The sequence below is a fragment of the Massilia sp. Masssp93 genome, from assembly GCF_059491295.1.
Window position 1 is genome coordinate 5,964,157 of the sequence record NZ_CP168502.1, and the last position, 13,196, is coordinate 5,977,352.

Here is a 13,196-nt window from a genome sequence, read left to right on the forward strand (position 1 = left end):
GTGCAAATAAAAAGGGCAAGCCGGCCGGCTTGCCCTCATGTGGTGCACGATGGCCGCTTATTCGTCCAGCGGCGCGAAGATCGCCTGCAGGTCTTCCTGCGTGAGCGCCATCTTCTGCGACTCGCCTTCGGCCAGGATCGACGCGGCCAGCTCGGATTTCTTTTGCTGCAGCAGCTGGATCTTTTCTTCCAGCGTGCCCTTCGCGATGAGTTTATAGACGAACACGGGTTTGTCCTGCCCGATGCGCCAGGCGCGGTCGGTTGCCTGGTTCTCGGCCGCCGGGTTCCACCACGGGTCGTAGTGGATCACGGTATCGGCCGCCGTCAGGTTCAGGCCCACGCCGCCGGCCTTGAGGCTGATCAGGAAGATCGGCACGGCGCCCTGCTGGAATGCCGCCACCTGTGCGGAACGGTCGCGCGTTTCGCCCGTCAGGATGGCGTACGGGATCTTGCGCGCATCCAGTTCTTCCTCGATGAGGCCGAGCATGCTGGTGAATTGCGAAAACACGAGGATCTTGCGGCCTTCGCCCAGCAGGTCGTCGACCATCTGCATCAGGTCGATCAGCTTGGCCGACACGGCCGCCGTGTTCTTCTTGCCCGGCATGGCTTTCACCAGGCGCGGGTCGCAGCAGACCTGGCGCAGCTTCAGCAGCGCTTCCAGGATGACGATCTGGCTGCGCGCCACGCCCTTGCGGTCGATTTCCTCGCGCACCTTCTTGTCCATCGCCAGGCGCACGGTCTCGTACAGGTCGCGCTGCGGACCGCTGATCTCGATGCGGCGGATCATCTCCGTTTTTTCCGGCAATTCCTTCGCCACATTGTCCTTCGTGCGGCGCAGCAGGAACGGCTTGATGCGGCGGTTCAGCAGCATGCGGCGTACCGGGTCGTCCTGGCGCTCGATCGGGTGGCGGAACTGGGTATTGAAGGTCTTTTCGTCGCCCAGCAGGCCCGGCAGCAGGAAGTGGAATTGCGACCACAGCTCGCCCAGGTGGTTTTCCAGCGGCGTGCCGGACAGGCACAGGCGGTGGCGCGCGTTCAGCGAGCCGGCCGTCTGCGCCGCCTTCGAGCGCGTGTTCTTGATGTAGTGCGACTCGTCCAGGATCACGAGGTGGTACTGGTGCTCGCGCAGCTTTTCCTCGTCGCGCGGCAGCAGCGCGTACGTCGTCAGCACGATGTCGGCGCCGTCGATCCGGTCGAACAGCTCCATGCGCTCCTTGCCCTGCAGCAGGAGCACCTTCAGGTCCGGGGCGAAGCGCGCGGCTTCTTCCATCCAGTTCGTCATGAGGCTCGTCGGCGCGATCACGAGCGCCGGATTCGTCAGGCGGCCCGCTTCCTTTTCCGTCAGGATGTGGGCGATCGTCTGCACGGTCTTGCCGAGACCCATGTCGTCGGCGAGGATGCCGCCGAAGTCGTATTCGCGCAAGAATTGCATCCAGGCGAGGCCGTCGAGCTGGTAGTCGCGCAAGGTGGCTTGCAGGCCTTTCGGCGCGTCGACCTTTTTCACCTTGCCGAACTGGCTCAGCTTGCGGCCCGTTTCGCGCAGGCGCTCGCCGCCCGACCAGTTCAGCTCGGTGCCTTTCGCGAGTTCTTCCAGGCGCGCCGCGTCCAGGGTCGACAGGCGGACCTTGTTCTTGATCTTGTCGTTGAAATACAGCTCGCCCAGGGTCGACAGGATCGGTTTTACACGGCCCCACGGCAGCGCCACGCGCAGGCCGTCCGGCAAGGTCGCCAGCATCTGGTCGGCCTCGGCATGCGCGGCCAGCACGTCCGGATTGAAGTCGAGCGGCGCCGTGCGGATGAGTTGCACCAGCACGGGCAGCAGCGGCACGCGCTTGCGGTTGACGACGATGCCCAGCTCCAGCTCGAACCAGGCATTGCCGGCCTCGGGCGGCTCGTCGATCTCGGCATACCAGTCCTCGACCGGCACCACGTCGTAGCGGTATTTCGGCGACTTCTGGACGTGCCAGCCGAGGTCGGACAGCGCGTCGAGGTCGTTCTCGGCGAAGCGCAACCAGTGCGCCTGGCTGTCGAGCACCTGCGCGCCGGACAACGCCGACAACGGCGCCGTGGCCGGCTTGCGGAAGCCCAGCTTGTGCAGCGCGTCCAGCGCGGCGGCCTCCAGCGCGTCGTCGCGCTGGATGATCTCGGTGACGTCGCCGATCTGGCGCACGACGCGCTGGGCCGGGTCGAACGAGATGCGCTGGCCGTCGTAGTCGAACGACAGCACGGCGAAGTCCTGCCAGCGCTGGCCATTGCCTTCGGCTTGCGGGATGGCGTCGAGCAGCAGGTGCGGCTGCGGCTCGACATCCGTGCGGATGCGCTGCGTGAGCGGCTGCGGCAGCGGCATCAGCTGCTGCAGGCCATGCGCCAGCAACAGTTGCGACACGCGCTTCTTATCGTTGCCGGCCAGCGGCGGCGCCTGCGACACGAGGGCCTGCAACTCGGCCAGCGAGATGTCGATGCCGCCGCGGTTCAGGTCCAGCGGCCCGCACGACAGGTTGTCGATGTACCACGGCGGGTCGGTCGGCAGCATGTAGTCGACGAGGTCGGCGCCGGCATGCGTCGCGCCCTTGGACGGTTCCACCGACCACCCCAGCTTGGCCGCGCGGCCTTCGTCGCGCCACGTGAGATCGGCCTTGCGCACGGGACCGGCCTGCAGCGGATACAGCAGGCCGTTGGTCATGTCGGACCACGAGTTCGCCCACAGCAGTTTTCCCTGGTCGAGCAATTGCTGCAGCAGGATGGCGCCGACCTTGCCCTTGGGCTCGGTCGCGCTCGTGCTCTGGTTGGAGCCGCTGCGCATGGCGATGAAGAACCGGACCAGGTCCTCGTCGTCGCCTTCGAGGTAGGCCGGCGGCGCCGACAGCAGCGAGAACACCTCGCTCACCGGGCTGGCCGCGGCCACGTCCCCGTTCGGGCGCAGGCGCGCCTTGCACAGGCAGATCGCGACGTGGCGGCCGCCGCTGGTCGGGGCCATGACATAAACGAATTTGTACTGGACGGCCTTGGGGTCAGTGACTTCCGCGGTCAGCTTCGGCTGGGGATGTGCTGCCGCCTCGACCCTTTGCAGCCAGCTCAACACCGGTGCGGGCAGGGCGGGAGCGCGTGCGGGTGCTCGGGCCGGAGGTGCGTCGCTGGTGTCGTCGCGATGAAAATCAACTGTGTGCATGGGTCTCACGAGTCTATATTTGAAAAAACAACAATTCCTATTATCCCTCATGCGACCCGTACAGTTTTGTTCGGAATCGCACGTAGTGGGCAAAACTTTACGAGCCGAAAGGAGTAGAAGTTACACTCTGCCGCCCTGCTTTGCCAGCCCCCACCAAGCATTTTTTTGCTTGTATTCTTCCGAGAAATTGAGCTTATCTGTCATCGGCGTCATGCCATCAGGCGCCAGCTCGGCGAACTCAGGTGCCGTACGAAGAACTCGGCCAGGGCTTCGACCTTGGCGGGCCGCGTGCGCGCCGATGGCGTGACGAAGTACAAGCCGCCCCGCGCCAGGCTCCAGTCTTCCAGTATGGGGACAAGCTGCCCGGCGCGCACATGATCTGCCGCAATGAATTCCGGGAACTCGGCAATCGCCAGTCCGGCCAGCACGGTGGGCAGCAATGCGTCGGAATTCGTCACGCGCAGCGGACCTTCCGGTTTGACGACGACTTCTTCGCCCTCCGCGTTGGTGAAGCGCCACACATCGCTGCGCGCGCGGTAGGCATAGCCCAGGCAGGGGTGATCGGCAAGGTCGGACGGATGGCGCGGCGTGCCCCGCGTTTGCAGATAGCCGGGCGCTGCCACGACCAACTGCGCCACCGGACACAGCTTGCGCGCGACGAGCGACGAATCGGGCAGCACGGCGATGCGCAGCGCGGCGTCGAAGCCCTGCCCGACGAGGTCGACGGTGGCATCGGACAGGTGCAGGTCGACTTTGACGTCGGGATAGTCGCGGAAGAACGCGGGCATCAGCGGCGCCACCCAGCGCAGGCCGAACGACATCGGCACGGCCAGCCGCACGAGCCCGCGCGGCCGCGCGGACATCTCGCGCGCGGCGCCCTCGGCCTCTTCCGCTTCGCGATAGATCTTCAGCGCGCTGTCCGCGATGGTGCGGCCGAATTCCGTCAGCGCCAGCTGGCGCGACGTGCGGTTCAGCAGGCGCGCGCCGAGCCGCTCCTCGAGCCGCGCGACGCCCCGCGACACGGTCGCCACCGACACCCCGAGCGCACGCGCGGCGCCGGCGAACGAGCGTTCCTCGGCCACCTTGGCGAACATCGCGAGACCTTCGAAATCGGGAAGCAGGGACATCGTTCATCGTCGGCGTGGGAGCCGATGAGTTATCGAACCCGACATGTTACGGCATCCGGGCGCGGGTGCCTACCGATTGTCGGTAGCAACAACATCAAATCTGCAACGATAGTTTGCGATCAGTGCTATTTTAATCGATAGGCACACCCGGTACGATGCTTCACATCGGGACAACAAACAGTCCCGGCCTCAACCAAAGGAGAAGATCGTGACCGCCAGACTCGCCAACAAAATCGCCCTCGTCACCGGTGCCACCAGCGGCATCGGCCTGGCCACCGCCAAACGCTTCGCCCTCGAGGGCGCGCAAGTGATCGTCACCGGCCGCCGCCAGGCCGAACTGGATGCCGCCGTCAAGGCCATCGGCCACGACACGGTCGGCCTGCGTGTGGACTCCAGCGACCTCGCGGCCCTGGACGGCCTGTACGACGAGATCCGCGCCCGCTTCGGCCGCCTCGACGTCCTGTATGCCAACGCCGGCGGCGGCTCGATGCTGCCCCTGGGCGAGATCACGGAAGAACAATTCGACGACACCTTCGGCCGCAACGTGAAAGGCACGCTGTTCACCGTGCAGAAGGCGCTGCCGCTGCTGTCGCAGGGCGCCTCGGTGATCCTGACCGGCTCGACGGCCGGCAGCAGCGGCACCCCGGCGTTCAGCGTCTATGCCGCCAGCAAGGCCGCCGTGCGCGCCTTCGCCCGCAACTGGATCCTGGACCTGAAGGACCGCGGCATCCGCGTCAACACGATCAGCCCGGGCGCGACCCGCACGCCGGGCCTCGTCGAACTGGCCGGCACCGACGCCGCCGCGCAGCAGGGCCTCGTCGACTACCTGGCCGCGCAGATCCCGCTGGGCCGCGTGGGCGAGCCGGACGAGATCGCGAAAGCCGCCGTGTTCCTCGCGTCCGACGACGCCAGCTTCGTCAACGGCACCGAACTGTTCGTGGACGGCGGGCAGGCCCAGATCTGAGCGGTACGCCGGTGAGTCCGAGGCGGGCATGAGAATGCCGCACTGTCAAGACTGGCACATCGCCCGCGATTGCGTATCATTGCCCGCTCGACTCACCGAACCTTTCGTACCATGCTGCCTTCGATCGAACAACGCCTCGCTCAAGAACTGTCCGCCAAACCGGCACAGGTGGCCGCCGCCATCGCCCTGCTCGACGAAGGCGCGACCGTCCCCTTCATCGCCCGCTACCGCAAGGAGGCCACGGGCGGCCTCGACGACATCCAGCTGCGCCTGCTGGAAGAACGCCTGCGCTACCTGCGCGAGCTGGAAGACCGCCGCGCCGCCGTCATCGCGTCCATCACGGAGCAGAACAAGATGACGCCGGAACTGCTGCAGGCGATCTCGCTTGCGGAAGACAAGACCCGCCTGGAAGATTTATATCTGCCGTACAAGCAGAAGCGCCGCACCAAGGCCCAGATCGCGATCGAGGCCGGCCTGACACCGCTGGCGGAAAGCCTGCTCGACGATCCGGCGCGCGATCCGGAAAGCGAGGCGGCCAAATACCTGCGCGAAGCGTTCACGAACGCGGACGGCGTCGCGAACCCCGGCGTGGCGGACACGAAGGCCGCGCTGGACGGCGCGCGCCAGATCCTGATGGAGCGCTTCGCGGAAGACGCGCAATTGCTGCAATCGCTGCGCGAATACGTGCAGGAACACGGCGTCGTCGAGTCGAAGGTCGTCGACGGCAAGCAGGAAGAAGGCGAAAAATTCGCCGACTACTTCGATTATTCGGAGACGCTCGCCACCGTCCCGTCGCACCGCGCGCTGGCATTGATGCGCGGCCGCCGCGAGGGCGTGCTGGACGTGACCCTGCGCCTCGATTCCGAGCCGGAAAAGCCGAAGTGGGACGCGCCGCACAACCCGTGCGAAAACCGCATCGCGGCGCGCTTCGGCATCAAGGGCGCGGGCCGCCCGGCCGACAAATGGCTGCTCGACACGGCACGCTGGACGTGGCGCGTAAAAAGCTTCATGTACATCGAGACGGAGCTGATGGGCGCCTTGCGCGAGAAGGCCGAGGGCGATGCGATCCACGTGTTCGCGCGTAACCTGAAAGACCTGCTGCTCGCCGCGCCCGCGGGCCCGCGCGCGACGATGGGCCTCGACCCGGGCCTGCGCACGGGCGTGAAGGTGGCCGTCGTCGACGCGACCGGCAAGGTGGTCGACACGTCGACGATCTACCCGCACGCGCCGCGCAACGACTGGGACGGTTCGCTGCACACGCTGGCCAAACTCGCCGCGAAGCACAACGTGTCGCTGATCTCGATCGGCAACGGGACCGCGTCGCGCGAGACCGATAAACTCGCGCAAGACCTCATCAAGCAGCAGCCGGAGCTCAAGCTCACGAAGATCGTCGTGTCGGAAGCCGGCGCGTCGGTGTACTCGGCGTCGGAATTCGCGTCGCGCGAACTGCCGGAGCTGGACGTGTCGCTGCGCGGCGCCGTCTCCATCGCGCGCCGCCTGCAGGACCCGCTGGCGGAGCTGGTGAAAATCGATCCGAAATCGATCGGCGTGGGCCAGTACCAGCACGACGTGTCGCAGACGCAGCTCGCGCGCCAGCTCGACGCCGTCGTCGAGGATTGCGTGAACGCGGTCGGCGTGGACGTCAACACGGCATCGGCACCGCTGCTGGCGCGCGTGTCGGGCCTGTCGTCCAGCGTCGCGCAAAGCATCGTCAATTACCGCGACCAGCAAGGCGCTTTCGCCTCGCGCGCGGCGCTGAAGAAGGTGCCGCGCCTGGGCGACAAAACCTTTGAACTGGCGGCCGGTTTTCTCCGCATCGTGAACGGCGACAATCCGCTCGACGCATCGGCCGTGCACCCGGAATCGTATCCCGTCGTCGAAAAAATCCTGGCCGATATCCAGAAGGACATCAAGTCGGTGCTCGGCGACAGCACCCTCGTCAAACGCCTGAATCCGGCAAAATATGCGGACGACAAATTCGGCGTGCCGACCGTGACCGACATTTTGAAGGAGCTGGAAAAGCCGGGCCGCGACCCGCGTCCGGAGTTCACGACGGCGACGTTCAAGGAAGGTGTCGAAGCCATTGCGGACCTGCGTCCGGACATGATCCTGGAAGGCGTCGTGACCAACGTGGCGGCGTTCGGCGCGTTCGTCGACGTCGGCGTGCACCAGGATGGCCTCGTGCACATCTCGGCGCTGTCGAACACGTTCGTGAAGGACCCGCACACGGTCGTGAAAGCGGGCCAGGTCGTCAAAGTGAAAGTGCTGGAAGTGGACGTCAAGCGCAAGCGCATCGCGCTCACGATGCGCTTGTCGGACAGCGCACCGCAGGCGGGATCGCAACCGCAGCAGCGCGGCGATCGCGAGGATCGCAAGCGCATGGGCCAGCATCAGAAGCAGGAGCGCCCAGCACCACAGGCGGGCGGCGCGATGGCGGCCGCATTCGCCAAACTCAAGCGGTAATCCTAGGGTGGGCGGCCTCCGCCCACGCGGACGTTTGCACGGCGTGCGCGCTCCGCCCACGCAAACGCCGGCGAACCGCAAACGTCACGCGTGGGCACGGCGTGCCCACCCTGCGTGGACAGGCGGCGCGCCTTATGCCGGCGTTCCCGTTTTCTTATAAAATGCCGTCATCCACTCCAATTCTCACCAAAGGCAGAACCAAATGAGCGACGTACAATCCTGGATCAAAGAGACCGTGACCAACACGCCCGTCGTGCTGTTCATGAAGGGCACGGCCCAGTTCCCGCAATGCGGTTTTTCCGGCCGCGCGATCCAAATCCTGAAGGCTTGCGGCGTCGACAACATCGCCACCGTGAACGTCCTGGAAGACGCGGAAGTCCGCCAGGGCATCAAGGAATACTCGAACTGGCCGACCATCCCGCAGCTGTACGTGAACGGCGAATTCGTCGGCGGTTCCGACATCATGACGGAAATGTACGAGTCCGGCGAACTGCAAGCGCTGATCAACAAGAATGGCTGATCCCGGCCCGTGCCCGGATGGCGAACCCGGCGGCCCGCGCCGCCGGATCATCGTCGCCATCACGGGCGCGACCGGCGCAATCTATGGCGTGCGGCTGTTGCAACGGCTGTCCGCCGCACCCGGCGTCGAGACGCACCTCGTCATTTCCGACGCCGCCTCCCTCACCCTGCACCAGGAAGTCGGCCTGCAACGGCGCGACGTGGAAGCGCTCGCCCACGTGGTGCACCGTAACCGCGAGATCGGGGCATCGATCGCGAGCGGCTCGTTCCAGACGGACGGCATGGTGATCGCACCCTGTTCGATGAAGACCCTGGCCGCGGTCGCACATGGTTTGTCGGACAACCTGATCGCGCGTGCCGCCGATGTTGTGCTGAAAGAACGCCGCCGCCTGATCCTGATGGTGCGCGAGACGCCGTTCAACCTGGCGCACCTGCGCAACATGACGGCGGTCACGGAAATGGGCGGGATCGTCTTCCCGCCGCTGCCAAGCTTTTATCACCGTCCCGCCACGATAGACGAGATGGTCGACCACACGGCCGCACGCGTCATGGACCTGCTGGGCGTGACGAATGCGCTCGCCCCGCGCTGGGGCGGCATGAAAGACGACGGCGCCGCCTGAAGCGGCGTTCAGGCGCCTTCGCCGTACAGATCCTTCTCGGCCTGTCTCTGTTCCTTTGCGTCTTCGATTTTTCTGCGCTGCTCGTTACGTTTGCGCATGATTTCTGCGTGCTGGGCCGCCGTCATCGGCGGTGCGGTCATGAGGTCCTTCAACTGCGCGGTGTTGCTGTAGTTATTAATCATGAGGCGACTGCATCCTTATTGACCGATAACACTGGCGGAGCGCCAGGCAGGAACGCGAACTCGACCGTTCTCGACGTTCCGTTAGCGTTATCGATTATGCGCGAGACTCGGCCATTTGTGCGGACTGTCGCAGAAAAAAATTGCAGTATGGAAGGCGCAGGCGCGCCGTGAGACACGGCCGCCCCGAAAGCGGCCGTCGCGAGACGCGATGACGAGCGGAAGGATTATTTCTGCTGCTGGTGATTCATGCGCACCAGCATGCGGATGAATTCGCGTGCCAGCTGCTTGTGATGCTCGTCCAGGCGCTGCAGGTCGGCGATCAGCTTGACGTCGGCTGATTCGAAGCGGGCGCTGCCGTCGGCACTGTCGCCGCTGGCGGCGGCGTTTTCCGAACCGCCAAAGCGCAGCCAGTCGGCCGGTACGCCCAGCCATTGCGCGATCATGCGCAATTTTTCCTGGGTCGGGATCGCCTCGCCGACCAGCCATTTACGCGCCGCGTGGACCGTAATCGGACGGCCCTCGAAGCGAATGTTAAATTCCCGCGCCAGCCGGGTCGGGCTGTCCGGAGAATAATGCGCATTTTTCAGGGCTTGCTGCAGGCGCTCGCTGAAGCTCTCCCGCTCGTTAGTCGAATTCATGGGTGGCACTAAGGGTTCATGCAAAGCCGTCATAGGTCGCTCCGTTGACCAGACCGTCTGTGACGGCAGGAAAGACTATAGGTAACAAATAAGTGAGTATTGACCAATTCTCACAGTGCTGTCCAGCAATTCCCAGGCTTTCCAGCGCATCGTGAGCGATGTGTGAAAAATATCCTACAGGAAAAGAAAAACGTTTGCTCGTCCAAATTCTCGTGAAGAAAGGGAACAAGTGTTCCTCTTGGCACGCAAAATGATGCCAAGAGTCAACAAAATCAGGCGAAATGCTGCTAGCTTGTCGCAATTTTTGCGACAAGCATGTTGCCCAAATATGTTGTTTTACGTCAACTCAAAACGGAGGATGCCGTCGTCGCCGGTTACACGGGTCAAGATACCGTTGTACCAAAGATAATGAAGATGGGCCAGCGCCTCGCCGATCGCGAAACTGAGTTGGTGGGCGTCGAGTTGCCGTTTGAACATCAGCGGGACAATGTCAACTGCCGACCTGGGCTCTGCACACGCGGCGCGGACTTCCTCCAGGCGCTCGGCGTGGTGTGCGCGCAGTTGCGCGATGCGGGTGTGCAAGCCACGGAACGGCTTGCCGTGTGCGGGCAGGACCAGGGTGTCGTCGGGCAAGTCCGCGAACTTGGCCAGGGAATCCAGGTATTGCTGCAATGGATTGCCTTCCGGTTCGACGGCGAATACGGAGACGTTCGTCGAAATGCGCGGCAACACCATGTCGCCGGCGATCAGGATCCGGTCCTTGTCGTCGTACAGCGAGACGTGCTCCGGAGAATGGCCGAACCCCGTGATCACGCGCCATTCCCGTGCGCCGACGGTGACGCGCTGCCCATCCTGCAGGCGCGTGTATGCGGCCGGCACGGCGGGCACGAGCGACGGATAGTAATTCTTGCGGCTCTGCATCTGCTCGAGCATGCCCGCGTCGACGAGGCCGTGGCGCTGGAAATGCGGGATGGCCGACGGGCCGTCGACGCCGGGCAGCGCCGCGGCCATCATGCGCGCGAACCCGAATTCGCCCGTGCTCGTCCAGAACGGCGCCTGGAATCGTTCGCACAGCCAGCCGGACAGGCCGACGTGGTCGGGATGGCAGTGGGTTGCGAACACGCGCAGCAGAGGCCGGTTGTCCATTGCGTCCACGAACAGGCGTTCCCATGCCGCCCGGGTCGCGTCCGTCCCGGCGCCGCAGTCGACGAGGGACCAGCCGTGACGCGTCTCCGCGGTATCGTCCAGCAGCCACAGATTGATATGGTCGAGGGCGAACGGCAGCGGCATGCGCAGCCAGGACAGGCCGGGTGCCACATCCGTCACCGTGCCGGGTGGCGGAATGACGTCGCCGAACGGATAGCTGAGCTGGGATTCGAGTGGATTCATGCGGTCGACTTTCGTGTTGATGCAGGACGGAGCGCGTTACAATGCCGCAAACGCTTTGACGTAAACGTAAACGGAAGGCGCGGAATGTGATTCTAAGCGATTCCGCACCGCGCCACTTGAGACACGCAGGACACCATGGCCACGACCTACACCATCGCCGAACTGGCACGCGAATTCGACATTACCGCCCGAGCGATCCGCTTCTACGAAGACCAGGGGCTGCTCAGCCCAATGCGCGAGGGCCAGGGCGGACGCAACCGTGTCTATACCCCGCGCGACCGCACCCGGCTGAAACTGACGCTGCGCGGCAAGCGCCTGGGCCTCACTTTGTCGGAGATCAAAAGCATCATCGACATGTACGAGACGCCCAAGGACACGGTGGCCCAGATCAACCGCTTCCTCGGCGTGCTGTCGCATCAGCGCGAGACGCTGGAACAACAGCGCGCGGATATCGAGATGTCGCTGGCCGAAATTTCTGTACACGAAGAAGAATGCCGGCGACTGCTGGCGGAGTCCGGTGCGGTCGGGGAGCTGGTGGACGGGGAGAAGGATGCGGCGTAATCGGCCGTGGACCCCTGCTTGACGTTTACGTTAACGTCACTCCGCGCTATCATCCAGCCTGGCCACCAGCCATAACCTAGACGAGAACGAGGACGACATGCTGCATCTCCCTGGCTTGACCTTTGACCACGGCGAAGACATCGCCGCCCTGCGCGAAGCTGTACAACAGTTCGCCGCGAGCGAAATCGCGCCCCGCGCGGGCGAGATCGACCGCACCGACCAGTTCCCGATGGACCTGTGGAAAAAGATGGGCGAACTGGGCCTGCTGGGCATCACCGTCGGCGAGGAATACGGCGGCGCCAACATGGGATACCTGGCGCACATCGTTGCCATGGAAGAAATCTCGCGCGCTTCGGCCTCCGTCGGCCTGTCGTACGGCGCCCACTCGAACCTGTGCGTCAACCAGATCAAGCGCAACGGCACCGAAGCGCAGAAGCGCAAATACCTGCCCAAGCTGATCTCGGGCGAGCACGTCGGCGCCCTCGCCATGTCCGAGCCGAACGCCGGCTCCGACGTCGTCAGCATGAAGCTGCGCGCCGAATTGAAGGGCGACCGCTACGTCCTGAACGGCACGAAGATGTGGATCACGAACGGCCCGGACGCCGACACGCTCGTCGTCTACGCCAAAACGGACATCGCCGCAGGCCCGCGCGGCATGACCGCCTTCCTCATCGAAAAGGGTTATAAGGGGTTCTCGATCGCGCAAAAGCTGGACAAGCTCGGCATGCGCGGCTCGCACACGGGCGAGCTGGTGTTCCAGGATTGCGAAGTGCCGGTGGAAAACGTGCTGGGTGGCGTGGGCAAGGGCGTCAACGTGCTGATGTCCGGCCTGGATTTCGAGCGCACCGTGTTGTCCGGCGGCCCGCTGGGCATCATGTCCGCCTGCATGGACGTCGTCGTGCCGTACATCCATGAGCGCAAGCAGTTCGGTCAGGCAATTGGTGAGTTCCAACTGATGCAGGGCAAGATCGCCGACATGTATTCGACGATGATGGCGTGCCGTGCGTACGTCTACGCGGTCGGCCAGGCCTGCGACCGCGCGACGAACCCGGAGCAGGTGCGCGCCCTGCGCAAGGATGCGGCCGGCGCCATCCTGTACAGCGCGGAAAAGGCGACGTGGATGGCGGGCGAGGCGATCCAGACGCTGGGCGGCAATGGCTACATCAACGAATACCCGGTGGGCCGTCTGTGGCGCGACGCCAAGCTGTACGAGATCGGCGCGGGCACGAGCGAGATCCGCCGCATGCTGATCGGGCGCGAGCTGTTCGGCGAGACGATGTAAGTTTGTGGAGAGAGGAGACCGGGCGAACAAGAAGATCGGCAGGAGCCGGCACAACAATAACACTCCACGCCGCCCGCAGATAAGAACGTCATTCCCGCAAACCGGGGATTCATGCTCGGCCTCCGGCACACGCAACTGCCGCGTTGTCGCGAGCTCAGCATGAAGAGCATCGTGCCGGGGGGCGCGATGCTCACCCGCGCGGGAATGACGTTTCTTACGATGACGATGCATTCTGACACACCGAGTTTCATATCGTTCGCAGCTACAATGACCGCTGCCCCGT

General features: G+C 64.5%; 11 protein-coding genes. 6 read left to right on the forward strand and 5 right to left on the reverse strand.

What is annotated here, in order from left to right; genetic code table 11:
* Window positions 1-57: 57 nt before the first annotated feature.
* Window positions 58-3,168, reverse strand: coding sequence for a DEAD/DEAH box helicase (locus ACEN9Q_RS24860; protein ID WP_056437643.1), 3,111 nt, complete (start codon window positions 3,166-3,168; stop codon window positions 58-60).
* Between the two features lie 209 nt (window positions 3,169-3,377).
* Window positions 3,378-4,295, reverse strand: coding sequence for a LysR family transcriptional regulator (locus ACEN9Q_RS24865; RefSeq protein ID WP_495626382.1), 918 nt, complete (start codon window positions 4,293-4,295; stop codon window positions 3,378-3,380).
* A gap of 208 nt (window positions 4,296-4,503) precedes the next feature.
* Here ACEN9Q_RS24865 and ACEN9Q_RS24870 point away from each other — a divergent pair, with 208 nt between their 5' ends.
* The 4 genes from ACEN9Q_RS24870 (at window position 4,504) to ACEN9Q_RS24885 (ending at window position 8,861) form a co-directional block, all read left to right on the forward strand.
* Window positions 4,504-5,259, forward strand: a complete 756-nt coding sequence (locus ACEN9Q_RS24870) for an SDR family oxidoreductase (RefSeq protein ID WP_495626383.1) — start codon at window positions 4,504-4,506, stop codon at window positions 5,257-5,259.
* A 111-nt stretch (window positions 5,260-5,370) separates the two neighbouring features.
* A complete protein-coding gene (locus tag ACEN9Q_RS24875; protein WP_495626384.1) occupies window positions 5,371-7,722 on the forward strand; it encodes a Tex family protein in 2,352 nt (783 codons plus the stop codon).
* Between the two features lie 202 nt (window positions 7,723-7,924).
* Window positions 7,925-8,242: a Grx4 family monothiol glutaredoxin gene (gene grxD / locus ACEN9Q_RS24880; RefSeq protein ID WP_495626385.1), complete on the forward strand. Its 318-nt coding sequence runs from the start codon at window positions 7,925-7,927 to the stop codon at window positions 8,240-8,242.
* Window positions 8,235-8,861, forward strand: coding sequence for a UbiX family flavin prenyltransferase (locus tag ACEN9Q_RS24885; RefSeq protein ID WP_056437627.1), 627 nt, complete (start codon window positions 8,235-8,237; stop codon window positions 8,859-8,861). Before grxD ends, ACEN9Q_RS24885 begins: the two co-directional genes overlap by 8 nt.
* Before the next feature lie 8 nt (window positions 8,862-8,869).
* Here the strand turns inward: ACEN9Q_RS24885 and ACEN9Q_RS24890 are convergent, their stop codons facing one another.
* From ACEN9Q_RS24890 to ACEN9Q_RS24900, 3 genes are all read right to left on the reverse strand, one after another.
* A complete protein-coding gene (locus ACEN9Q_RS24890; protein WP_200958267.1) occupies window positions 8,870-9,043 on the reverse strand; it encodes a hypothetical protein in 174 nt (57 codons plus the stop codon).
* A 224-nt stretch (window positions 9,044-9,267) separates the two neighbouring features.
* The gene (locus ACEN9Q_RS24895; RefSeq protein WP_056437625.1) at window positions 9,268-9,681 is read right to left on the reverse strand and encodes a hypothetical protein; all 414 of its coding nucleotides are present in this window, start codon (window positions 9,679-9,681) and stop codon (window positions 9,268-9,270) included.
* A 336-nt stretch (window positions 9,682-10,017) separates the two neighbouring features.
* Window positions 10,018-11,070 carry an MBL fold metallo-hydrolase gene (locus ACEN9Q_RS24900; RefSeq protein ID WP_495626386.1) on the reverse strand — a complete coding sequence of 351 codons (1,053 nt, stop codon included), beginning with the start codon at window positions 11,068-11,070 and terminating at the stop codon, window positions 10,018-10,020.
* Window positions 11,071-11,205: 135 nt separating this feature from the next.
* On the opposite strand from ACEN9Q_RS24900, the gene ACEN9Q_RS24905 reads away from it, so the two are divergent.
* Together ACEN9Q_RS24905 and ACEN9Q_RS24910 are read left to right on the forward strand one after the other, a co-directional pair.
* Window positions 11,206-11,631: a MerR family transcriptional regulator gene (locus ACEN9Q_RS24905; protein ID WP_056437620.1), complete on the forward strand. Its 426-nt coding sequence runs from the start codon at window positions 11,206-11,208 to the stop codon at window positions 11,629-11,631.
* A gap of 97 nt (window positions 11,632-11,728) precedes the next feature.
* A complete protein-coding gene (locus tag ACEN9Q_RS24910; protein ID WP_495626387.1) occupies window positions 11,729-12,913 on the forward strand; it encodes an isovaleryl-CoA dehydrogenase in 1,185 nt (394 codons plus the stop codon).
* The last annotated feature ends 283 nt before the right edge of the window (window positions 12,914-13,196 follow it).